Source organism: Sphingomonas sp. S-NIH.Pt3_0716 (assembly GCF_003950715.1).
Lineage (GTDB): Bacteria > Pseudomonadota > Alphaproteobacteria > Sphingomonadales > Sphingomonadaceae > Sphingobium > Sphingobium yanoikuyae_A.
The window spans coordinates 117,811-139,951 of record NZ_QLJK01000012.1; the positions used below are offsets into that span (position 1 = coordinate 117,811).

Below are 22,141 nucleotides of genomic sequence, written 5' to 3' on the forward strand. Positions count from 1 at the left end.
AACAATGTGCGGAATTGCGGGCATCTTCCATCTCGAAACGGCCAAGCCGGTCGATCGTGCGCGGGTGCGCGCCATGCTGGACGTGATGCCGCATCGCGGCCCGGACGGCAGCGGCATCTGGACCGCGCCGGGCGTGGGCCTTGGCCATCTGCGCCTGTCGATCATCGACCTTGGCGGCGGCGCCCAGCCGATGCTGACCGAGGATGAAAGCCTGGTCGTCACCTTCAACGGCGAAATCTACAATTTCGCCGAGGTCCGCGCCGAACTGGAGGCGAAGGGCCATGTCTTCCGCACCGACAGCGATACCGAAGTCATCCTGCATGGTTATCGCCAATGGGGCGAGGAGTGCGTCAGTCGCTTCAACGGCATGTTCGCCTTCGCCCTGTTCGACGCGCGCGCCCAGTCGCTCTGGCTGGTGCGCGACCGGCTGGGGGTGAAGCCGCTCCATTATGCCCTGTTGTCGGATGGCAGCCTGATCTTCGGATCGGAACTGAAGAGCCTGCTTGCCCATCCGCTTCTCCGCCGTGCGCCGGACCTGAGCGCGGTCGAGGATTATCTCGCCTATGGCTATGTCCCCGACGATGCCTGCATGGTCGCGGGCGTGCGCAAGCTGGGCGCGGGCGAGACGCTGCGGCTGGTGCGCGGTCGTCCGCTGGCCCATCCGCAACGCTATTGGGACATCAGCTTTGCCGATCGCAGCAAGGCCAAGCCGGAGGTGCTGGAGGAGGAACTGGTCGCTCTGATGCGTCAGGCGGTGCGCTCGCGCATGGTGTCCGACGTGCCGCTCGGCGCCTTCCTGTCCGGCGGTGTCGACAGCAGCAGCGTCGTTGCCTTGATGGCCGAGGCCTCGAACCAGGCGGTCAAGACCTGCACCATCGGCTTCGATGTCGCCAGCCTGGACGAGACCGCCTATGCCGACCGGATCGCGCGGCGCTTCGCGACCGATCACCGCACGCGCATCGTATCACCCGATGATTATGGATTGGCCGACACGCTGGCCTTCCATTTCGACGAGCCCTTTGCCGATGCCTCCGCGCTGCCGACCTACCGGGTCTGCGAACTGGCGCGCGAACAGGTGACGGTGGCCCTGTCCGGCGATGGCGCGGACGAGGCGTTCGCCGGCTATCGCCGCCACCGTTTCCAGATGCAGGGGGAAAGGCTGCGTGGCCTGATCCCCGCGTCGGTACGCGAACCCTTGTTCGGCACGCTCGGCCGCTATTATCCCAAGGCCGACTGGGCGCCGCGCCCGTTGCGCGCCAAATCGACCTTCCTGGAGCTGGCCGGCGACGGCGGCGAAGCCTATGCCGCCTCGGTCGGGGTCACGCCCCATGCGCTGCGCCAGCGCCTCTTCAGCCAGGACATGAAAAGCCGGCTGGGCGCCTATCGCGCCGAGGATCGCTATATCAAGGCGATGGCCGACGCCCCGGCGCGCGACCCGCTCGACCGCGCCCAATATGCCGATATCCGCATCTGGCTGCCCGGCGACATCCTGACCAAGAGCGACCGGATGAGCATGGCCGTCAGCCTGGAAGCGCGCGAGCCGCTGCTCGACCATCGGCTGGTCGAATTTGCCGCGCGTCTGCCGGTTGCCCAGCGCATTCGCGGCAATAGCGGCAAGTACCTCATGAAGAAGGCGATGGAGCCCTTCCTGCCGCAGGATATTCTCTATCGCCCGAAAATGGGCTTCGTGACGCCGATCAGCGCCTGGTTCCGCGGCGCGCTGGCGGGGGAGGCGACAGCGGTCGCCGGCGGCTCGGCGCTGGCCCGCACCGGCTGGTTCGACACGAAGATGCTCGCCAAGGTCGCGGCCGATCACAAGGCTGGCATGGCCGATCATGGCCGGCTGCTCTGGCAAATGGTGATGCTCGACAAGGCGCTCGGCCGGCTGTTCGGCGCGTGATCCCCTTGCAACCGGCCCCGCCCGGTGCCAACGGGACAGCATAATGATCATGCAGGGCGCCTCATTGACTGTCTCGAAGGAAATTGTGCGGCTGCGCCTCTATGCGCTGTGCCTGGCCGGCGACATGGCGGGGCTGTTCATCGCCTTCCTCCTCGCCAACTGGCTGGTCGTCGGCGCCTTCCTCGGCGAGCCGGGCAAGCCCCATGGCCTGGTGATGTTCTCGATGGTCGCGCCGCTCTATGCGATCCTCGCGGTGCAGGGTGGTGCCTATGGCATCAACACGCTGGATCGTGTGCGCCGCGGCATCTTCCGCGCCCTGCTGGCGCTGGCGCAGGCGGCGCTGCTGATGCTGCTGATCGTCTATCTGGGCAAGATCGCCGAACAGCTGTCGCGTCTGACCTTCCTCACCGGCCTGCTGCTGGGCGCGGCGACGCTGGCGCTGGTGCGCCTGGCTGTCGCGCGCCTCGCCGTCCGGCTGCTGGGCGACGTGCCGCACCTCACGGCCGTCATCATGGACGGGGTCGCGATCGAGACCGGCGCCCATATGGAGGTGATCCAGGCGGACGCCGCCAATCTCCACCCCGAACGCCATGACGCCGACATGGCCGCACGCCTGGCCGCTGCGGTCGGCATGGCGGAGCGCGTGATCGTCGCCTGTCCGCTCGAACGGATGGACGACTGGTCGGCGGCGCTCAAGTCGCTCTCGGCGCGCGGCGAGATCGTCGTCCCCGAACTGCTGCGCTTCGCCCCTGCACGGGTCGATGAGTTTGACGGCCAGCCGACGATCATCGTCGCCGGTGGCCCGTTGCAGTTCCGTGACCGCCTGATCAAGCGGCTGTTCGACATCATTGTCGCCACCATCGCCACCATCGCGCTGTCGCCCGTCCTGTTCGGCGCCGCTCTGGCGGTGAAGCTGACCAGCCCCGGCTCTATTCTGTTCCGCCAGCCGCGCATCGGCAAGGATGGGCGGCCCTTCTCGATCTACAAGTTCCGCTCGATGCGGACCGAGGCGAGCGACCACAAGGCCGCAACGCTGACCAGGCGCGACGATGATCGAGTGACCCGCGTCGGCGCCTTCCTGCGCAAGACCAGCATCGATGAACTGCCCCAGCTCTTCAACGTGCTGAACGGCGACATGAGCGTCGTCGGCCCGCGCCCCCATGCCGCCGCCGCCAAGGCAGGCGACAGCCTCTATTGGGAGGTCGATGCCCGCTATTGGGAACGGCATTGCATCAAGCCGGGCATGACCGGCCTTGCCCAGGTGCGCGGCCATCGCGGCGCGACCGACCATCATCAGGATCTGATCGACCGGCTCCAGTCGGATCTGGAATATGTCAGCGACTGGTCGATCTGGCGCGACCTGCGCATCATCGTCGCGACGCTGGGTGTTCTGGTGCATCACAAGGCCTATTGATCATGATCGACCTTCTGCTTGTCCTTGTCCTGCTGCTTTCGCTTGTCGCGGTCGCTTGGCCTTTCTTCTTCTATCCGCTGATCCTGCGCCTGTTACCGACCCGTGCGGAAGCGCCGGCCGATGGCCCGCTGCCCAGCGCCTCGCTGCTTTTTTGCGCCTATAATGAGGCTGCCTCGATGCCGGACAAGCTCGCCAACCTGGCGATGCTGAAGGATCGGCATCCCACTCTCGAAATCCTGGCCTTCGATGATGGATCGTCTGACGGCACCGCCGGGTTGATCGCGGCGCAGGGGGGCGGCGGATTTATCACCCTGTTGCAGGGCCCCGGACGCAGCGGCAAGGCGCATGGCATGAAATTGCTCGCCGCCCGTGCGCGCGGCGATGTGCTGATCTTCACCGACGCCAATGTGCTGCTGGATGCCGACGCGATCGACAATCTGCTCGCTCGCTATGCCGATCCCGATATCGGCGGCGTGCTCGGATCGCTCCATTATCTGGGGGAGGGCGACAGCGCGACCGCCGCCGTCGGTTCGCTCTACTGGCGGATCGAGGAACGGCTGAAGGACGAGGAGTCGCGCACCGGCAATGTGCTGGGGGCCGACGGCTCGATCTTCTCTATCCGTCGCAGCCTCTATCCGGAATTTCCCGATAGCGTGCTCGACGACCTCACCGTTTCCATGGCAGTTGTGTTCGCCGGCAAGCGGCTGGTGAAGGCGAAGGATGTGATCGCGCGCGAGCGGCTGGTGACCGGGCGCGGGGACGAGTATCGGCGCAAGGTGCGGATCGCCGCCCGCGCCTGGCACACGCACAGCCATTTGCGCCCGCAACTGCGCCGCATGGCGGCGGTCGACCGGTTCAAATATGCCTCGCGCAAGATCGTCCGCTGGTTCGGTGGTGCCTTCATCCTGACCGGCGCGATCGCCGCTGGCGCTCTGGCGCTGCGCCTCTCGCCCATGCTCTACATGGCCGGCGCGATCGGCCTTGCGCTGCTCGCCTGGATCGGCCTGCGGTCGCGCGGCGGACCTCTGGCGGCACTGGTCGACATACTGATCGCCTACGCCGCCACGCTTCAGGGCGTGCTCAAGGCGATGCGCGGCCGCACCGTCACGATCTGGAATCCGGCCCAGTCGCGATAATCTTTCGCGCGGATCCCCCTCGCCAAAGCCGCGCCATATTGTATAGGCCGGAAGCTGATACCGAGCGGAGAATGGCGTGATTACTGTCCAGCGGGTGGCCAAGGCCGCCGGCAAGCATCTGACCAAATTGGGTCTCGACCTGCGCAAGGCGCTGGGCGCGCGCGCCAATCGTGGCTGCCCGGCCTGCGGCACGACGGTCGTCGGCTTCTTCCGCTATGGCGACAATGGCGAATGGGGCTGCCCCAATTGCAACGCCTCGCCGCGCGAGCGGCTGATGAACTATCTCCTCATGAAGGGCGTGTTGACCGTGCCGACCGACGGCGCGATCCTGCACATGGCCCCCAATGAGGGGAGCCTGGTCAAGCGCTTTTCTGAAGCGGCCGACTATGTCCCGGCCGATCTTGATCCCGCGCGCTATACCGTGCCCGGCATGCACAAGGTCGACCTGATGGCGCTGTCCGACACCGATCGCTACGACCTCTTCTATGCCAGCCATGTGATGGAGCATGTGCCCGACGACATGGCCGTGCTGCGCAATATCCTGCGCGCGCTCAAGCCCGGCGGCGAAGCCTGGCTGATCGTGCCGCTGTGGGACAAGCCGACCGAGGATGGCAGTTTCGATATCCCCCCGCGCGAGCGCGAGCGCCGCTTCGGCCAGTGGGATCATGTCCGGCAGTACGGCCTCGACTTTGCCGATCGCATCCGGGCTGCCGGCTTCGAGCTGGAGGAGATCGACGCGCGCGACATTGACGCTGACACGCGCCATTTCTATGCGCTCGACGACCGCCTGTTCCGCGCGCGCAAGCCGCTGGGAACTGCGACGCAGTGAGCATGCTCGCGCGGATGGAGGCATCCGCCCGCATCCTCGCGCTGGTCAAGCTCGCCAATGTCGGGCTGGTGATGATCTGGGGCTTCGCCGTCACCTTCGTCTTCGTGCGGGTGCTGCCGCTGGCGGAGTTCCAGGCCTTCCTGCTGCTGGTCGCCTTCGGCAATTTCACCATCTCGGCGGAATTCGGCCTCACCAGCATCATCTATGCGCGCCTGCGCCGCTTCTGGCTGGGCAGCGATGAGGAGGCGGCCGATGGCGGCTTCCGGCTGGAGGAAATGGGGGTCCTCTTCCTCTTCCTGGGGCTGCTGATCGCCGGCGCGGTCGCTATCCTGCTCGGTGCGCTGGCGCTGGGCGGGCTGCATACCGCCATGCCGATGCTGTTCCTGCTCTTCTTCCTCACCGCCTGCCTCAACCTGCCGGCTTTGCTTGCCAAGCGGGCGCTGGCGGCGATCGACGGCAATTTCTTGTGGGAAGGGCTGGACTGCGCCCGCCGCCTGGTGACGATCGGGCTCCTCGCGGCGATCCTGTTCGGGCTCGATCCGCGCCTGTCGGTCGCGCTGCAACTGGCGATCAGTGTTCTGGTGATCGGCTATGCCATCGTCCATGTCCATCGCCGCCTCAATATGCGCCGCAGCCACTGGTTCGCCTTCCGGGTTGGTGGTGGGCATGTGCGCCGCCATTATCTGCGCGATATCGGTGCGTCGGCGGCCTTCACCGTGTCGGATATCGTCGCCTATAACGCGCCCTATTTCACCATCGCCATGGCCACCAGCGATGCCCGGCCGATGCTGCTGTTCGACTTTTTCTTCAAGATGTCGCGCTCGCTCTCGATGCTGGTGCGCGCCATGGTGGAGGCGGCCCTGCCGCGCATCACCCGCGCCTATCATGCCGGCGAAAGCGCGCGGGTGCGCCAGCTCCTGACCCGTGCGCTCGGCGCCGCGCTCTTCTTCGCGCTCGCCGGTTCGGCGCTGCTGATGCTGATCGGCGGCTGGCTGTTCGACAAGCTGTTCGACGGCCGCGCGGCCATCGATCAGGCCGACTTGGGCCTCACCGCGCTGGCACTGGTCGCGCTCTCGGTCATCTGCGTCTCGGTCTATGTCCAGGCCGCGCTCGGCCGCTTCGCCCATCTGCTCCAGCGCTCGCTGCCTTTCCTTGCCGGTTCGCTGCTCAGCGTGCCGCTCGCCGGCGCGCTTTGGCCCGATCGCTTCGATCTCGGCTTCCTCGGCCTCTATGCCCTGACCCTGATGCTGGCCGCCAGCCTGCATCTCGTCTCGCTGCGCCGGCTAGTGCGCGCATGAAGATCGCTATGCTCGATCCGTCGCTCTTCACCGGGCGCTATGATGACGGGCTGTGCGCGGGCCTGGCGCAGGCGGGTGCGGCCGTGACCCTGCTCGGCCGGCCGATGCGCGCCACCGATGGGATCGTGCCGCAGGGCTATGCTTACGCGCCGCGCTTCTTCCGCCGCAGCGAGGCTTTGCGCGATCGGCTGGGGGAGGGGCGCGCCTTCCGTCTCGCCAAGGCGGCCGAATATGGCCTGACCTGCGCGCTCGGCAATCTCGATGCGATGACCGGCGCGGACGTCACCCATGTCCAGTGGCTGCCGCTGGCGCCGGCCGACCGGCTGATGCTCGATCGGCTCAAGGGCCGCACCGCGCTCGTCCATACCGTCCATAATGCCGATGCCTATCATGCCGACAGCGGCCTGCAGGGGCGCGGCTATCGCGCGCTGCTCGATCGGTTCGATGCGTTGATCGTCCATGGCGACACGACGCGCGCGGCGCTGGTCGGGCAGGGCGTCGATCCCACCCGCATCCATGTGACGCCGCACCCGCCGATGCGGCTCGCGCCCGCCACCCCGGCGGACCTTGCGGCCATTCCCGATCCCGCCGCGCCCCGCATCCTCTTCTTCGGCACGATCCGCCCATATAAGGGCGTCGACCTGCTGGTGGAGGCCTGCCTGTCGCTCTGGCGCGCGGGTCACCCCTTCGAACTGGTGCTGGCCGGCAAGCCCTTCATGGATGTCGCCCCGATCCTCGATCCGGTTCATGCCGCCGGCTTCGGCGACCGCCTCATCACCGATTTCGGCTTCCTCACCGAACCCCGGCTGGACGCGCATATGGCAAAAGCCGACCTCATGGTCTTTCCCTATCGCCATATCGATTCGAGCGGCGCCTTCCTGTCGGCGCTGCACCATGGCAAGGCGATGGTCACCTCCAACGCGGGCATGTTCGGCACCCTGCCGGACGGCGTCACCACGCGGGTTCCGGCCGGAAATGCGGCGGCGCTCGCCCAAGCCCTCTTGCCGCTGATCGAAAGCGCGGCCATCAGGCAGGCAGCGGGTGCGCGGGCGCGCGCCTTTGGAGATATTATGGGCAATTGGAAGGACATGGCCTTGGCGACGATGGATATTTACCGCCAGGTGCTGCGCGCATGAGCCGCTATGTCCGCGAATTGTCCGACCGCGCACTGGCCGTGCGCCTGGCGCTGGCCGGCCGCGTCCACCAATATCCCGAGATCCAGGCGCTCAAGCGCTTCCTGTCCGCCTTCGCCATCGACTGCCTGTTCGACGTCGGCGCCAATCGCGGCCAATATGCGACCATGGCGCGCAAGGATGCGGGCTTTGCCGGCACCATCCTCTCCTTCGAGCCGAACCCGGACGTCTTTGCCGAATTGAGCAAGGCCGCCGCGTCGGACCGCAACTGGCATGTCTTCAACATGGCCCTGTCCGATTTCGACGGCACCGCCAGCTTCAACATCATGGCCGCCGACCAGTTCAGCTCCCTGAAGGCGCCGTCGGGCGCACAGGACGCGATCTTCGCCGATCGCAACAAGGTGACGAAGACGGTCGAGATGCAGTGCCGCCGGCTCGACAGCCTGCTGCCCGAACTGCGCGCCGCCCATGGCTTCGCCCGGCCCTTCCTCAAGATGGACACGCAGGGCCATGACCTGTCGGTCTGCGAAGGGGCGGGGAGCGTCATCGCCGACATGGCCGGCATCCAGACGGAACTGGGCGTGCGTCCCATCTATGAAGGCGGCACCGGCTATCGCGCGATGATCGACTGGCTGGAGGCGCGCGCCTTCGTCCCCTCCGCCTTCTTCGCTAACAACAAGGGCCATTTCCCGCTGCTGGTCGAAATGGACGGCATCTTCGTCAACAAGGCGCTGCTGGACAGCTGATGCCGAAGGGAATGCCCTTCGTCAGCGCGCGGCGCCTGTTCCTCGCCGGGGCGATCGGCCTTGCCCTGTGGCTGGGCGCGACCTTCCTGTGGCATGTGACCTGGCGTCAGGGTGTCAGCCTCGCCGTCATCCTGTTCCTGGACCAGGATTTTCCGGCGCTGATGATCGGCCTGTTCCTGCTGGCGCTTGCCGCGCCCTTTGCGGAAGGGATGGGCTTTCGCCTGCCGCAACCGCGCGCACGCATCATCGTGCCGATCATCGTGCTGCTGGGGCTGGCCGCCTGGGCTGGCCATTATGCGCTGTTCCAGGATTATTCCGTCTCTCGCGATGAAGAGGTCGCGCGCTTTGCCGCTGCCTATATGCGCGAAGGCCTGTTCGCCCGGCCGATCCCGGTCGAATGGGAACCCTATCGCCGGGCGATCATGCCCGAATTCTTCTCGCCCTTCGGCGCGGCCGATTACTGGACCGCTGCCTATCTGCCGGTGAACAGCGCGATCCAGGCCCTGTTCTGGCAAATGGGCGACCCCAATCTCGCTGGCCCGGTGTTTCTGGTGCTCGGCCTCTTCTCGCTATGGCGGGTGGCGCTGCATCTCTTCCCCGACCGGCCCGATGCCGTCTGGGTAACGATGCTGCTGGGGCTGTCTTCGGCCCAGCTCTGGGTCACGGCGATGACCCCCTATGCCATGACCGGCCATTTCGCATTGAACATGGTCTGGCTGGCGCTGGTGCTGCGCGGCGGCATTGCCGGCCATCTGTCGGCGGGCGTGGTCGCGCTGATCGCGGCGGGCCTGCATCAATGGCATTTTCCGCCCATCTTCATCGCCCCCTTCATCCTCTGGATGCTGCTGGCGCGGCGCTGGACCGTGGCGGCCTTCCACGCGCTGACCTTGGTCGCGATCGTCATCGTCTGGGCCAAGATCTGGCCCGGTTTCCTGCTCCACGCTTTGGGCGCGCCGACCGATGTGCGCCCGTCCGCCGGCGTCGCCGACAAGGTGGGCAGCCTGTTCCAGCGCCTGGGCGACCGCTGGCAGCCGCTGGTCAATCTCAGCCGCTATGCCGCCTGGAACAACATATTGATGGTCCCGCTCGCGGGCTTGGGCGTGCTGGCCATGCGCTGGCGCGATGCGATCCGCGGCCGTGAGATCGCCCTGCCGCTGGCGCTCGGCTGCCTGGCGGGCTGTGCGCTGGCGCTGGCGCAGGGCTATGGCTGGGGCTTCCGCTATGCCCATGGCTTCATTGGCCCCTTCTGCCTGCTCGGCGGCCTTGGCTGGGCGCGCTTCCGGCCACAGGGCGCGATGCGGCCGATCTTCATCGGCTTCCTGGTGACGCTGCTGACCGCCGGCTTCCTGGTCTGGCGCACCCATGTCTTCGTTGAGCCCTATGCCGCCAGCCACCGCATGATCGACGCCTCGCGCGCGGACGTCGTGCTGGTCGATCCGCGCGGCGGCCTCTACGTCACCGATCTGGTGCGCGGCCGCAACGGCGTGCCGGGCAAGCCGATGGTCATGAACCTCGGCATGCTGACGCTCGATCAGGTGGACGAGCTGTGCAAGACCTATGTTGTCGAGCTGTTCGACCGTGCCGAATTCCGCCCGCTCGGCGTGCCGCTGGCGCGCTGGAATCTCGGGCGCATGGACACGCTGCGCGCCCATATGAAGCTGGCCGGTTGCGATCGCCCGGTCCAGCCGCCGCTGCCCGAGACGATCGACGACGCCATGAACGCCGCCGACAACGCGATGTAAGCGAAGGGGCTATTGCCCCTTCACATAGACCCGCTTGCCGTTGATCCAGGTTTCCAGCACCTGCGTGCCGCGAATGTCGGTCGGGCTGGCCGTCTCGATATTGCGGTCGATCAGCAGGAAGTCCGCCCGCTGCCCCGGCACCAGACTGCCGAATTTCTTCTCGGCAAAGCCGGCAAAGGCCGCCTGCCGGGTAAAGCCGTCCAGCGCCGCCTCGAAGCTCACCTTCTGCTCGGGCATCCAGCCGCCGGCCGGCTCGCCCCTGGCGTCCTGTCGCGACATGGCGGCGGCAATGCCGGGGAAGGGATTGGGGCTTTCGACCGGCACGTCAGAGCCGAACGCCAGCGGCACCTTATTGTCCAGCATCGCCGTCCAGGCATAGGCGCCCTTCAGCCGTGCCTCGCCCAGCCGTGCCGTCGCCATGCGCCAGTCCGACGTTTCATGCACCGGCTGCATCGACGCGATCGTGCCATAGCGGGCAAAGCGCGGCAGGTCGGCCGGATCGATGATCTGGGCATGTTCGACGCGCCAGCGCCGGTCGCCTGTATAGGTGTCCGACATTTCCTGGATCGCGTCGAGTATTTCGCCATTGGCGGCGTCGCCGATCGCGTGGACCGCGACCTGGAAATTGTCCATCGCCGCCCGACTCATGATGTTGCGCAGCTGCGTCGACGGGATCATCGGCAGGCCGCGTTGGCCCGGCGCATCGCTATAGTCCGCCTTCAGCCAGGCGCCGCGCGACCCCAGCGCGCCGTCCAGCAGCAGCTTGATCCCGCCCATGCGCAGATGATCGTCATACAGCCAGGGCGTGGGTTCCGGCCCGGCGATCAGCACCATATTGTCGAGGCCATAGGCATAGGACATGATCCGCACGCGCAGCGCGCCGCGGTCGGCCGACCGGCGGAAGGCCTGCCAATCCTCGATGCTGGTGCCCATGTCGGCAATGCCGGTGATGCCCACCGCCAGCAGCGCGCGCTGCGCCTTTTCCAGCGCATTGTCGCGATCCTTGGGGGCAGGGGCGGGCACGACCTTCTGGATCAGATCCATCGCCTTGTCGACGAATACGCCCGCCGGCTTGCCCGCCGCCATCTCGATCCGCCCGCCGGCCGGTGCCTTGGTCGTGGCGCTGACGCCGGCCGCGCGGATAGCCGCGCTGTTGGCCCAGCCGGCATGGCCGTCGATCCGCTCCAGCCAGACCGGAATGTCGCCCACGGCCGCATCCAGTTCGGCGGCGGTCGGGAACCGGCCCAGCCCCCATGTCTCCTGGTTCCAGCCGGTGCCGATGATCCATTTGCGGCCGGTATTTTCCTGCGCATAGGCGCGAATCTTCGCCTGTGCCTCGGCCAGCGATTTCGTGTCGGACAGATCCAGCGTGATCAGCGACAGGCCAAGCCCCATGACATGGCCATGCGCATCGATCAGGCCGGGGATCAGCGTCTTGCCGCCCGCGTCCAGCTTGAAGCTCGGGCCTTTCGGTCGCTCGGGCCAGGGCTGGCCGCGCTTGGGCTTCTTGGGCTTGTACTCGGGCTCCTGATAGCGGCCCTGGATCAGCTTCTCGACCTTGCCCTCATCGTCGATCATCAGCGCGCCGAAATGGAAGATCTTGCCATCCGGTCCGATGGCGATGCCGTTCACATTGTCGATCACGCCCGACGCATGGGCCGGCATGGGCAGAGCAAGCACGGCGATCGCCGCCAGCATCATCTTCCTCATGCGCGGGTGATCCGCCGCACCAGCGCGCTGGTGTCCTGCCGATGGCCGCCCATTGCCTGCACGTCGGCGTAATATTGATCGACCATCGCCGTCACCGGCAGGGTCGCGCCATTGGCCCGCGCTTCCTCCAGCGCCAGTCCCAGATCCTTGCGCATCCAGTCCACCGCAAATCCGAAATCGAAACTGTCCTGCGCCATCGTCTTCCATCTATTGTCCATCTGCCAGCTTTGCGCTGCGCCCCCCGAAATCGCCTCGAACACTTTGTCCAGGTCCAGTTCCGCCGCCTGGGCAAAGCGCATCGCTTCGGCCAGGCCCTGCAGAACGCCGCCGATGCAAATCTGGTTCACCATCTTCGTCGTCTGGCCCGCGCCGGCCTTGCCGACATGGACGATGCGCGCGGCATAGGCCTGCATCACGATCGTCGCGGCCGCCACCGCCGGGGCGGACCCGCCGCACATGATCGACAGCCGGCCATTTTCGGCGCCTGCCTGCCCGCCCGACACCGGCGCATCGACGCAGTGCAGGCCCAGGCTCTCGCCCTCGACGGACAATTGCCGCGCGATCCGCGCCGACACCGTCGTATGGTCGATGAACAGGCCGCCCGGCTTCATCGTGCGGAACGCGCCTTCGCGCCCCAGAGTGATCTGGCTCAGGTCATCGTCGGTGCCGACGCAGCTGATGACGATGTCCGCTTCCTCGGCGGCCTTGGCCGGGCTGATCGCGACCTCGCCGCCATAGGCCTCGGCCCAGCTCTTGGCCTTGCCGATCGATCGATTGTAGACGGTCAGATGATGCCCCGCCTTGGCCAGATGCCCCGCGATCGGGCCGCCCATGACCCCCAGGCCGATAAACGCGATATTAGCCATAAGCCTCGTACATTTCGTGCGTGCAACCAAGCCATAGGGCCAGTTTTCGGCAAGTGCCAGTTTCTTCACCGGCAATTTTGCGTTAGGGCGCTGCGCCATGAACACGCTGAGCAAGATAGAGGGCGCCCTGCCGCTGCCCGTCACCGTCGATGACATCCTTGCGGCCCGGACACGTATTTCCGGGTCGATCGTCAAGACGCCGACGCTCATTAGCCAGACCTTCTCGCAAATGCTTGGCTGCAACGTCTATCTGAAGTTCGAAAATCTCCAGTTCACCGCCGCCTACAAGGAACGCGGCGCGCTCAATCGTCTGCTGCAACTCGATGAAGCGGCCAAGGCCAAGGGCGTGATCGGCGCCTCGGCCGGCAACCATGCGCAGGGCCTTGCCTATCACGGCAAGCGCCTTGGCGTGCCCGTCACCATCGTCATGCCCACCACCACGCCGATCGTGAAGGTCACCCAGACCCAGGGCCATGGCGCCACCGTCGTCCAATATGGCGAGAAGTTCGACGACGCCTATGCCCATGCCCGCAAGCTGGAGGTGGAGCAGGGCCTGACCTTCATCCATCCGTTCGACGAGCCCGACATCATCGCCGGTCAGGGCACGGTCGGTCTGGAAATGCTGGAGGATGCGCCGCAAATCGACACGCTGATCATACCGATCGGCGGCGGCGGCCTCTTTTCGGGCATTGCCACCGCGGCGCGCGCGATGAAGCCGGATATCCGCCTGATCGGCGTCCAGGCGGAGCTGTATCCGTCGATGTATGACTTCATCAAGGGCGCGGACCTCGCCTGCGACGGCGACACGCTGGCCGAGGGGATCGCGGTGAAGCAGCCGGGTGAACTCACCCGCCGCTTCGTCGAACGTCTCGCCGACGATGTGCTGCTGGTCACCGAACGCCGGCTGGAGGAGGCGGTCAGCCTGCTGCTCCAGATCGAGAAGACGGTGGTGGAGGGCGCCGGCGCGGCCGGCCTGGCCGCGCTGCTCAGCTATCGCGAGCAGTTTGCCGGTCGCAATGTCGGCCTGATCCTGACCGGCGGCAATATCGACACCCGCCTGCTCGCCAATGTGCTGCTGCGCGATCTCGCCCGCTCGGGCCGTCTCGCCCGCCTGCGCATCATCCTGCAGGATCGGCCCGGCGCGCTGTTTCATGTCGCCCGCATCTTCGACCAGGAAGCGGTCAACATCCTGGAGCTGTCGCACCAGCGCATCTTCACCAATCTGCCGGCCAAGGGGCTCAGCCTCGACGTCGAGTGCGAGACCCGCGATGGCGCCCATCTCCAGCGGCTGATCACGGCGCTGGGCGCGGCGGGTTATGAGGTCGCGCCGATCGAGGTTGCCTGATTTTGGGACATGCTTAACCATCGGTAAAAATTTCGTGGTAAATGACCTTTTCATGGTTGGGCCGGGACGGCATAGTCCGACCATGAAAAGGCAAATTCGCATGACTGAATCGGGGGGAGAGGCATGAGCGCACCATTCCGCTTTCCGCGTTTCTTCGTGACGAACCCCAGCCCTTGCCCCTATCTGCCGGGCAAGAGCGAGCGGAAGGTCTTCACCGAACTCAACGGCGACAATGCCTCGGAACTCAATGATGCGCTCGGCCGCATCGGCTTCCGCCGCAGCCAGAATGTCGCCTATCGCCCCAGCTGCGCCGATTGCTCGGCCTGCGTGTCGGTCCGCGTCGTCGCGCAGGAATTCAAGCCCAACGCGACCCAGCGCAAGCTGATCCGCCGCAACAGCGACCTCGTCGTCACCGCCTGCAAGCCCTGGTCGACCGAGGAGCAGTTCGAATTGCTCCAGCGCTATCTGCGCGCGCGGCATCCCGGCGGCGGCATGACCGAAATGGACGAGATGGATTTCGCCGACATGGTCGAACAGACCCCGGTCGAAAGCCATGTCGTCGAATATCGCCTGCCCGGCGAGGATGGCCGCCCCGGCAAGCTGGTCGGCGCCTGCCTGACCGATCGCCAGGGTGACGGCCTGTCGATGATCTACAGCTTCTTCGACACCGAACTGGAAGATCGTCCGGGTCTCGGCAACTTCATCATCATGGATCATATCCAGCGCGCCGCCCGTGCGGGCCTCGCCTATGTGTATCTGGGCTATTGGGTCGATGGCTCGCAGCGGATGCAGTACAAGATCCGCTACCGCCCGCTCGAAAAGCTCAGCCGTGCCGGCTGGGTCCGCTTCGATCCGGAGGAACAGGCGCAAGCGATCCGGGTCGTCATGCCGCGGGACGAGCCGCCGCTGCCGGTCGAACTGGCCGCCATCTTGCGCCGCTGACGGCACAGTTTCTGTAAATTACAGATTCCTGATCATTCCGGTTACGTGCAGGCTTGTTTAAGCTTTTCCTGCATCATCGCTGCCATGAGGAACAGGGCGGCACGGCAATCGGGGATGGGCGATGGATCGCTTCGCTGATCGGCGCTTTGCCGATGGCGCCCGCGAACTTGGCGGGCCTGCGGCCCATATGCCGTCCGGCGCCAACATCGCGCACAGGACATTATCGTCCAAGATCAAGCATGTCCGCCCACCCGTCATTCACTGGTTCGCGGATTATCGCGGTCGCCTGCTGACTTACTGGGTCGAGGGCGAGGTGCGGGGCGGGGGGCTTCGCATGGGGCTGATGCGCCATGGTTGGCGCAAGGGCTTTGATTCGGTCGATATCGGGATCATCATACGGGCCGCCGCCGCCTCGTCGCAGCCGGAACCGCTGGTCGTTCGCCTGCGTTGCGCAGATGGCGCAAGCCGCTGGTGCCTGCTCCGCATGACGCGGCAGGCAATGCCCGCAGGGGCATGGCGCTGGTATGGAACGGTCGAGGATATGCATGATCGTCGCGACAAACAGGCTGAATTGCTCGAAACCGCGCTGGCGGAAAGTCGTGAACATCATCGCTGGTCGGTAGAACTCAGCCCCCAGGTTCCCTGGACCGCCACGCCCGATGGCGCGATCGAGGAGGTCGGGCCGCGCTGGCGCGATCTGACCGGCAGCTCGCCCGAACAGGCGATGGGCGCCGGCTGGATCAACGCCCTGCATCCCGACGACATGGACCGGACCCTGGCGCTATGGCGCGAGCGGCTCCAGTCGGGCGATCCGGTCGATGTCGATTATCGCCTGCGCCTGCGCGACGGCAGCTATCGCTGGATGCGCGCGCGCGCGGCCGCACGGCGTGATGGCCGGGGCGCGATCATCCGCTGGTATGGCACGCTGGAGGATATCCATAATCAGAAGCTGGCGCAGCAGGCGGTGGCCGAGAGCGAGGAGCATTTCCGCCTTGCGGTGCAGTCGGCGCGGCTCGGCATATGGGACTATGATGCCCGCTCGGGCCAACGCAGCTGGTCGGCGGAATTCCGGGCCATGCTGGGCCTGACGGCGGATGCGCCCGCGACCACGGAACTGGCCCTGTCGCTCGTCCATCCCGATGATCGGCACAAGCTCAAGGCGATGATGGACGGCGTTGCCGCCAATGTCCTGCCGCCCCATTTCGAGGCGACCCTGCGCGTCCATCGCGCCGATAACGGCGTGCTGCGCTGGATCCGCAGCACCGGCTGGGCGACGCGCACGGAAGTCGGCCAGTTGCGCCGGATCATCGTCACTTTCCTCGACGTCACCGAACAGCGCGATGCGGAAGAACGCATCCGCTGGGCCGCCACCCACGATCCGATGACGCGGCTGCCCAACCGGACATTGTGGCAGGGCGTGCTGGAGGAACTGGCGGATCAGGCGCGCCCGACCGGCGCGGGCTTCGGCCTGATGCTGTTCGACATCGATGACCTCAAGCGGATCAACGATTCGCTCGGCCATGATGCGGGCGACGCGCTGCTCTGCGGCTTTGCCGAGCGTCTGGCGGCGGCGGCGCCGGCCGATGCGGTGGTCGGTCGCCTGGGTGGGGACGAGTTCGGCCTGATCGCCGCCTCGCTGGTGGATAGTGCGACGGTGCAGGCCTGCAGCCAGGCGATATTGGACAAGATGCGGGTGCCCTTCGCCTATCAGGGGCAGTTGCTCGAAGCCGGGGTCAGCGTCGGCGGCGCCGTGTTCGGCGAACATGGCGACGATGCGCATGAACTGTTCAAGGCGGCCGACCTGGCGCTCTATGCGTCGAAGGCGAGCGGTCGTAGCCGGCTCACCATGTTCCATTCCCAGTTGCGGGCCGATGCGCAGCAGCGCAGTTCGATGATCCACATGGCGCGCCAGGTGATCGCCGAGCGACTGGTCGAACCCTATTATCAGCCCAAGGTCGACATGCGCAGCGGGCAGGTGCTGGGCTATGAGGCGTTGCTGCGCTGGCAGCATCCCCGGCTCGGGGTGCAGGCGCCCGCCACCATTGCTGCCGCCTTCGAACATGGCGAACTGGCCATCCGCCTGACGGACCTCATGCTTGATGCGGTGCTGCACGACATGGCGACCTGGCTCGGGATGGGCTTCGATCCCGGCCGGGTGGCGGTCAATGCCTCGGCGGCGGATCTGCTGCAGGCCGATTTTGCCGATCATGTCCTGGCCCGGCTGGATCAGCATGGCGTGCCGGCTCAGAATTTCGAGATCGAAGTGACCGAGTCGGTCTTCCTTGGTCGCGGCGCCGATCAGGTCGCGCGCGCGCTTGACCGGTTCGCGCGGGGCGGGGTGCGTATCGCCCTCGACGATTTCGGCACCGGCTTCGCCTCGCTCAGCCATCTCAAGCAATATCCGGTCAATGTGCTGAAGATCGACCGCAGCTTCGTCAGCCATGTCGACAGCGATGCCGGCGACGCCGCCATCGTCGACGCCGTCATCAAGCTGGGTAGCAGCTTCCGCATGGAGGTGGTGGCCGAAGGCGTGGAGACCGCCGAACAGGCCGCTTTGCTGCTCCAGCATGGCTGCCATATCGCGCAGGGCTATCATTATGGCCGGCCACAGCCCGCCGCGTCGGTCCTCGCCGCCCGCGGCGCGGCGCCTATCGCGCCGAAAAAGTGACCGCCTCTATCTTGTTGCCATCGGGGTCACGCACGAACGCACCATAATAATGCTCGTCATATTGTGGCCGCACGCCCGGTGGGCCGGCATCGCTGCCACCGAGCTCCAGCGCCAGCCGATGAAATCCGTCGACCGCGCCGCGATCGGCAGCGACGAAGCAGATATGGATGCCGTTGCCCGCGCTGGCGCGCGCGCCATCGACCGGCGTCTCGACGCTGAACACCACGTCGGTCACGCCATAGTCGAGCGAATGGGGGTGGTCGCGCAGGCTGCGATAGCCCAGCAGCGCCATCAGCGGGTCGTAGAAGGCCCGCGCCCGCGCCACATCATTGGTGCCCACCGATACATGATGCAGCATAACGCCACTCCCGTCGCCTGATTCCGCCCGTCAACGCACCAACCCATGGTCGCGGTTCCGGACGGTTCAGCGCGGCGCCGCCTCGGTCGCATAGCGGGTGGTCGCCTGGGTCGTGCCGTCGGGATTGATGATGATGGTCGTCACCAGCGGCGGCGGATAATAGAAGCCGCCCGAAATATAGCCTCCCGGCGGCAGGCCGGGCACTGGCGGCGCGGCCGACACGAGGGTCGTGGTCGCCGGCTGGTTCGACCAGTGCGTGCCGCTCGTCGCTGCCACCGGAACTGGCGGAGCCGTTGGAGCCGCCGCAACAGTCTCCACCGTTGTTGCGCTCGGGCTGACGGCGCTGCTGGCATAGGCCGGCGCGTCATAGTCCACGCCGGGGCGGCTGGACGGGGCGGGCTGTGGTGCGGGCTGCGGCGCGGGGTTATAGGTCACCATGTCGTCGGGCGCGCTATAGCCGGCCTCGCCACCGGAACTGGCGATGACGGCCGGCTGCGGCGCACCCTCTTCATAGCCGCCCTCATAGCGCGACCAGTCGATGCCGCTGCGCACGTCGCGCACCCGGCCATATTGGTCGGTCATCACCGCATCGTCATAATAGCGCGACCAGCCATAGCCGGTGGTCGGCGCCGGCAGGCCATAGACGCCATAATTGGCGATGAAGAAGCGCGGATGGACCCAGTAGGCGGGCAGGGCAAAGCCCACCCGCGGCCGCTGATAGCTTTGCCAGCCGCCCGGCGCGGCCCAACCGGCATACCAGCGCCCGTCATAGCGCGGCCCCCAGCGATGGGCCGTCGTGGCCGTCGCCGTGGTGGTGGTGTGGATCACGCCCGTACTGGATGTCGCTGGCGCCTGCGCGGCAACCGGCCCTGCAAGGCTGGCGATCAGCGCCATGGCGCTGCTGGCGAAGAAAAAGCGCGCGGCCATCATCATGCTCCCTGTTCCTGCAGGGGCGTCAGGCCGCCCGCACGGTCATCATGCTAACGCGGAAATTAGCATGACGATCCGTGCAACGCCATGTTCGGCTTATGAAATCCTGTCCCGGAACGGGGCAGGGCGGCGATCAGCCGATGCGGCCGGCGATCCGCGCGACCAGTTCTTCCAGCCCCTGCTGGTCGGCACTGTCGAACCGGGCGGGGCGGGGGCTGTCCAGGTCCAGCACGCCGATCAGCCGGCCATCATGCACCACCGGCACGACGATCTCCGACGCGCTCGCCGCGTCGCAGGCGATATGGCCGGGGAAGGCATGGACGTCGGCCACCAACTGCGTCTCGCGCGTCTGCGCGGCGGTGCCGCACACGCCGCGGCCCAGCGGGATGCGAATGCAGGCCGCCTTGCCCTGAAACGGGCCGAGCACCAGCTCATCCTCGACCATGCGATAGAAGCCCGCCCAGTTGAGGTCAGGCAGGAACTGCCAGATCAGCGCCGACAGGTTCGCCATATTGGCGACCGCATCGGGCTCGTCACGGGTCAGCGCGTCGGCAGCGGACAGAAGATCGGCGTAAAGCGTCGCCTTGTCGGCGTCGGCAGCGGGAGCGAAATCATACATGGGCATGCATATAGGATGGCCAGCACCGCTCGGCCAGAGGCTAGGATGTGGGGACGGGATTATCGATCCATCGCCGCTTGAGAGGGGCCGGCAACAGCAGATCTGCGTAGGACATGCCCGTGTAGCAGCGTATCTGGACGACCAGGCCGGCAAGCAGGGCGATCGGTGCAATGAGGTTCCACGCCATCACCAGCAGGGGGGCGGCAAAGGCCATCCACAGGATGACCCGCTCGTTGCGATGAAGCGCGTGCCATTGGCCATAAAGCAGGACCGCGAAGCCAAGGCAGCAAACCGTCAGGTCATAGTTGAAGATATAGGGGGTGATCAGGGCCGTCGCGGTGGCCGTGATGAAGGCCAGTTGATGGACGGAGCAGTCACGCGCGCGCCAGGCCAGGTAGAGCGCGCTGCCCGCGAACAGGGTCTGGGCCATCAGCGGCAGCCAATAAGGCCCCTCGCGCAGCGCGACATAGGCTGATGTCATCATGAAGAAATAGAATTTTTCGCCTTCTGCGGTCATGATCCGGGTCTGGAGGGCAGAGGTATCCGTCAGCCAGGTGGGCCAGAGATCGAAGCCGAACGCCAAGCCGCTCAGCCCGATCAGCCCCAAGGTGACGGCGAGTGCCGCGCCTATCGCCCGGAAGGCCCTGCGATGGACCAGCGTCAGGGCAATCAGCAGGCCCAGATGGGGCTTGAGCGTCAGCAGCCCGGCGACAAGTCCGGCGCGGACCGGCGCATGGCGCAACTGGGCGAAGAACAGCAGCCACAGGCCGCCAATGACAAACCCATAATGGCCGACCCAGATATTGACGATCGCCGCCGGCGTCAGCAGCGCAAGCCAGAGGGACAGGCCGGCCGGTATATAGGGGCGGGCGGCCCAAGCAAAGAAGATGGCGCCAAGGCCCGTCCACAAGGCGAGCGCTACCGGATAGGGAAACAGCGCAAAGGGCATCGCCAGAAACAGGCTATGCGGGGGATAGGAGTAGTTCAGCATCTCCAGCGGGCCGAAAATGCTGGCCTGCCAATTCATGTAGGCTTGCAGATCATAAATGCGTTCAAGTTCGCCGGTCAGCGTAAGTGTTCCGCCCGACCAAACATTCAGAAAGTCGCGGCCGATCAGAAGTCGGGCTTCGGGCAGGTGCAGACCGTCAAGCTGGCGTAAATCCGAGATGATCAGGAAGACGCCCAGGAACGTGGCGGCAACCCACATGAACCAGTTCCAGGGGCGCGGAGGCAGAAGAATCGGGCGTTCGGCCGGCATGGCATCCTCGGGAAGCTGGGAACGCGGTCCTGCGTCCCATTTTCCCTAGCAAGGCAATGATGGTTAATTCGTAAATGGCCGCTAAATTCAGTCCATCCTGACCCGGCCGCGTCCCTGTTTCACGGCTGCGCGCTTGACCTTGCCGTCGACGCGGCGCTTTTGCGATGCCTTGGTCGGCTTGGTCGGGCGCCGCTTCTTGGGCACGATCGTTGCCTCGCGGATCAGCGCGAACAGCCGCTCGCGCACCTCCTGCCGGTTGAGCAACTGCGACCGCGCGCCCTCGCTGCGCAGGATCAGCACGCCGTCGCGGGTCATGCGTGATCCGGCCAGATCCGCCAGCCGCTGCTTCACTACATCGGGCAGCCCCGGCGAGGCGGCGACGTCGAAGCGCAGCATCACCGCGCTGTCGGTGGTGTTCACATGCTGGCCGCCCGGCCCCGACGCGCGCGCGAAGCTCTCGACAATCTCGTCGCTATCGATCGCGATGGAGCGGGTGACGGGGATGGCGACCATGGCGCGGGGCCGGGGCTTACAGCCCGGTCTCATCCAATATCTCGGGGCCGAAACCTGCATCGACGAAGCTCTGCGGCAGCGGCGCGGTCGCCTGCGCGGGCGGCTTGTTGTCGCCGCGCGGCACGCTCAGGAAGCGGCTATGCAGCAGCATCGCGCCCTGTCCGTCGCCATAGACCGGATCGCCGACGATGCCGAAGCCCAGCCCATGCTGGGCATGGACACGAATCTGATGGGTGCGGCCGGTCTCGGGCGTGAAGGCGATCAGCGCGCGGCCGTCCTTCACCGCCAGCTTGCGCCAGTGGGTGACGGCGGGCTTGCCCGCCTTCGCCGCGATCATGCGCCAGCCCTGGCTCGGCGTGCTCACCTTCTTGAGCGACAGGGCGATCGTGCCCTCATCCGCCTCGGGCACGCCCTCCAGCACCGCGACATAGCGCTTCTCGACCGTGCCGGCCTCGAACGCGGCAGCAAAGCGCTTGTGCGCCTTGGGATTGCGCGCGAGAAGCAGGCAGCCGCTGGTGTCGCGGTCCAGCCGGTGGACCGCCAGCGGCCAGCGCTGGAAGCCGAAGGTCAGCGAGGCGAGGTGGTTTTCAAGGCTGATCGATCCGTCGCGCGGCGCATCGACCGGCAGGCCGGCCGGCTTGTCGAGGATGATGGCCTCGCCATCGATGAACAGCACTTTGTCGCTAAGCAGGGTCAAATATCAATCCGATCGGGAAATCTGGCGTCCGGGTAAT

Annotated in this window: 19 protein-coding genes; 11 read left to right on the forward strand and 8 right to left on the reverse strand. The window is 66.2% G+C overall.

All coding sequences use genetic code 11. The features are described from left to right. The first annotated feature begins 4 nt into the window (after positions 1-4). The 8 genes from BRX37_RS11895 to BRX37_RS11930 all read left to right on the forward strand — a co-directional run bounded on the left by BRX37_RS11895 (position 5) and on the right by BRX37_RS11930 (position 10,198). The gene (locus tag BRX37_RS11895) at positions 5-1,900 is read left to right on the forward strand and encodes an XrtA/PEP-CTERM system amidotransferase (protein ID WP_125987163.1); all 1,896 of its coding nucleotides are present in this window, start codon (positions 5-7) and stop codon (positions 1,898-1,900) included. A gap of 43 nt (positions 1,901-1,943) precedes the next feature. Beyond that, positions 1,944-3,314 carry an exopolysaccharide biosynthesis polyprenyl glycosylphosphotransferase gene (locus BRX37_RS11900; protein WP_125987165.1) on the forward strand — a complete coding sequence of 457 codons (1,371 nt, stop codon included), beginning with the start codon at positions 1,944-1,946 and terminating at the stop codon, positions 3,312-3,314. Positions 3,315-3,316: 2 nt separating this feature from the next. Then, positions 3,317-4,450 carry a glycosyltransferase family 2 protein gene (locus BRX37_RS11905; protein WP_125987167.1) on the forward strand — a complete coding sequence of 378 codons (1,134 nt, stop codon included), beginning with the start codon at positions 3,317-3,319 and terminating at the stop codon, positions 4,448-4,450. 76 nt (positions 4,451-4,526) lie between these two features. Beyond that, entirely contained in the window at positions 4,527-5,279 is a 753-nt protein-coding gene (locus BRX37_RS11910) for a class I SAM-dependent methyltransferase (RefSeq protein WP_125987169.1), read from the forward strand. 14 nt (positions 5,280-5,293) lie between these two features. After that, entirely contained in the window at positions 5,294-6,577 is a 1,284-nt protein-coding gene (locus BRX37_RS11915) for a hypothetical protein (protein WP_125987224.1), read from the forward strand. Next, positions 6,574-7,713: a glycosyltransferase family 4 protein gene (locus tag BRX37_RS11920; protein ID WP_125987171.1), complete on the forward strand. Its 1,140-nt coding sequence runs from the start codon at positions 6,574-6,576 to the stop codon at positions 7,711-7,713. The genes BRX37_RS11915 and BRX37_RS11920 overlap by 4 nt, the downstream gene beginning before the upstream one ends. Further along, positions 7,710-8,456, forward strand: a complete 747-nt coding sequence (locus BRX37_RS11925) for an FkbM family methyltransferase (protein ID WP_125987173.1) — start codon at positions 7,710-7,712, stop codon at positions 8,454-8,456. Before BRX37_RS11920 ends, BRX37_RS11925 begins: the two co-directional genes overlap by 4 nt. Further along, positions 8,456-10,198 carry an MFS transporter gene (locus BRX37_RS11930; protein ID WP_125987175.1) on the forward strand — a complete coding sequence of 581 codons (1,743 nt, stop codon included), beginning with the start codon at positions 8,456-8,458 and terminating at the stop codon, positions 10,196-10,198. Before BRX37_RS11925 ends, BRX37_RS11930 begins: the two co-directional genes overlap by 1 nt. Before the next feature lie 9 nt (positions 10,199-10,207). Here the strand turns inward: BRX37_RS11930 and BRX37_RS11935 are convergent, their stop codons facing one another. Continuing rightward, positions 10,208-11,896 (reverse strand): amidohydrolase, encoded by a 1,689-nt coding sequence (locus BRX37_RS11935; protein ID WP_125987226.1) that lies wholly within the window; start codon positions 11,894-11,896, stop codon positions 10,208-10,210. Positions 11,897-11,904: 8 nt separating this feature from the next. Beyond that, complete coding sequence (locus tag BRX37_RS11940) at positions 11,905-12,774, reverse strand: NAD(P)-dependent oxidoreductase (RefSeq protein ID WP_010339958.1); 870 nt, start codon at positions 12,772-12,774, stop codon at positions 11,905-11,907. A gap of 97 nt (positions 12,775-12,871) precedes the next feature. On the opposite strand from BRX37_RS11940, the gene BRX37_RS11945 reads away from it, so the two are divergent. The 3 genes from BRX37_RS11945 to BRX37_RS11955 all read left to right on the forward strand — a co-directional run bounded on the left by BRX37_RS11945 (position 12,872) and on the right by BRX37_RS11955 (position 17,729). Beyond that, positions 12,872-14,119 carry a threonine ammonia-lyase gene (locus BRX37_RS11945; protein ID WP_004212176.1) on the forward strand — a complete coding sequence of 416 codons (1,248 nt, stop codon included), beginning with the start codon at positions 12,872-12,874 and terminating at the stop codon, positions 14,117-14,119. 123 nt (positions 14,120-14,242) lie between these two features. Next, entirely contained in the window at positions 14,243-15,061 is an 819-nt protein-coding gene (locus BRX37_RS11950) for an arginyltransferase (RefSeq protein ID WP_004212177.1), read from the forward strand. A 121-nt stretch (positions 15,062-15,182) separates the two neighbouring features. Next, complete coding sequence (locus tag BRX37_RS11955) at positions 15,183-17,729, forward strand: sensor domain-containing protein (RefSeq protein WP_125987177.1); 2,547 nt, start codon at positions 15,183-15,185, stop codon at positions 17,727-17,729. Here the strand turns inward: BRX37_RS11955 and BRX37_RS11960 are convergent. From BRX37_RS11960 to BRX37_RS11985, 6 genes are all read right to left on the reverse strand, one after another. Next, positions 17,710-18,087 carry a VOC family protein gene (locus BRX37_RS11960; RefSeq protein WP_125987179.1) on the reverse strand — a complete coding sequence of 126 codons (378 nt, stop codon included), beginning with the start codon at positions 18,085-18,087 and terminating at the stop codon, positions 17,710-17,712. The two genes, BRX37_RS11955 and BRX37_RS11960, sit on opposite strands and share 20 nt — an antisense overlap. Before the next feature lie 66 nt (positions 18,088-18,153). Continuing rightward, positions 18,154-19,020 carry an RcnB family protein gene (locus BRX37_RS11965; RefSeq protein ID WP_125987181.1) on the reverse strand — a complete coding sequence of 289 codons (867 nt, stop codon included), beginning with the start codon at positions 19,018-19,020 and terminating at the stop codon, positions 18,154-18,156. Positions 19,021-19,150: 130 nt separating this feature from the next. Then, positions 19,151-19,636 (reverse strand): GAF domain-containing protein, encoded by a 486-nt coding sequence (locus tag BRX37_RS11970; RefSeq protein WP_125987183.1) that lies wholly within the window; start codon positions 19,634-19,636, stop codon positions 19,151-19,153. Between the two features lie 40 nt (positions 19,637-19,676). After that, complete coding sequence (locus BRX37_RS11975; protein ID WP_318276674.1) at positions 19,677-20,843, reverse strand: glycosyltransferase 87 family protein; 1,167 nt, start codon at positions 20,841-20,843, stop codon at positions 19,677-19,679. 138 nt (positions 20,844-20,981) lie between these two features. Further along, the gene (gene arfB, locus BRX37_RS11980; RefSeq protein ID WP_010339963.1) at positions 20,982-21,407 is read right to left on the reverse strand and encodes an alternative ribosome rescue aminoacyl-tRNA hydrolase ArfB; all 426 of its coding nucleotides are present in this window, start codon (positions 21,405-21,407) and stop codon (positions 20,982-20,984) included. Positions 21,408-21,423: 16 nt separating this feature from the next. Next, entirely contained in the window at positions 21,424-22,104 is a 681-nt protein-coding gene (locus BRX37_RS11985) for an RluA family pseudouridine synthase (protein WP_037516870.1), read from the reverse strand. Between the last annotated feature and the right edge of the window lie 37 nt (positions 22,105-22,141).

Bases quoted from the DNA above. Each gene is read 5' to 3' on its own strand.
- BRX37_RS11915 (WP_125987224.1), top strand. From the start codon at position 5,294: ATGGAGGCATCCGCCCGCATCCTCGCGCTGGTCAAGCTCGCCAATGTC.
- BRX37_RS11955 (WP_125987177.1), top strand. From the start codon at position 15,183: ATGGATCGCTTCGCTGATCGGCGCTTTGCCGATGGCGCCCGCGAACTT.
- BRX37_RS11935 (WP_125987226.1), bottom strand. From the start codon at position 11,896: ATGCTGGCGGCGATCGCCGTGCTTGCTCTGCCCATGCCGGCCCATGCG.
- BRX37_RS11965 (WP_125987181.1), bottom strand. From the start codon at position 19,020: ATGATGATGGCCGCGCGCTTTTTCTTCGCCAGCAGCGCCATGGCGCTG.
- BRX37_RS11945 (WP_004212176.1), top strand. From the start codon at position 12,872: ATGAACACGCTGAGCAAGATAGAGGGCGCCCTGCCGCTGCCCGTCACC.
- BRX37_RS11895 (WP_125987163.1), top strand. From the start codon at position 5: ATGTGCGGAATTGCGGGCATCTTCCATCTCGAAACGGCCAAGCCGGTC.
- BRX37_RS11930 (WP_125987175.1), top strand. From the start codon at position 8,456: ATGCCGAAGGGAATGCCCTTCGTCAGCGCGCGGCGCCTGTTCCTCGCC.
- BRX37_RS11925 (WP_125987173.1), top strand. From the start codon at position 7,710: ATGAGCCGCTATGTCCGCGAATTGTCCGACCGCGCACTGGCCGTGCGC.
- BRX37_RS11970 (WP_125987183.1), bottom strand. From the start codon at position 19,636: ATGTATGATTTCGCTCCCGCTGCCGACGCCGACAAGGCGACGCTTTAC.
- BRX37_RS11905 (WP_125987167.1), top strand. From the start codon at position 3,317: ATGATCGACCTTCTGCTTGTCCTTGTCCTGCTGCTTTCGCTTGTCGCG.
- BRX37_RS11900 (WP_125987165.1), top strand. From the start codon at position 1,944: ATGATCATGCAGGGCGCCTCATTGACTGTCTCGAAGGAAATTGTGCGG.
- BRX37_RS11950 (WP_004212177.1), top strand. From the start codon at position 14,243: ATGAGCGCACCATTCCGCTTTCCGCGTTTCTTCGTGACGAACCCCAGC.
- BRX37_RS11975 (WP_318276674.1), bottom strand. From the start codon at position 20,843: ATGTGGGTTGCCGCCACGTTCCTGGGCGTCTTCCTGATCATCTCGGAT.
- arfB (WP_010339963.1), bottom strand. From the start codon at position 21,407: ATGGTCGCCATCCCCGTCACCCGCTCCATCGCGATCGATAGCGACGAG.
- BRX37_RS11940 (WP_010339958.1), bottom strand. From the start codon at position 12,774: ATGGCTAATATCGCGTTTATCGGCCTGGGGGTCATGGGCGGCCCGATC.
- BRX37_RS11920 (WP_125987171.1), top strand. From the start codon at position 6,574: ATGAAGATCGCTATGCTCGATCCGTCGCTCTTCACCGGGCGCTATGAT.
- BRX37_RS11960 (WP_125987179.1), bottom strand. From the start codon at position 18,087: ATGCTGCATCATGTATCGGTGGGCACCAATGATGTGGCGCGGGCGCGG.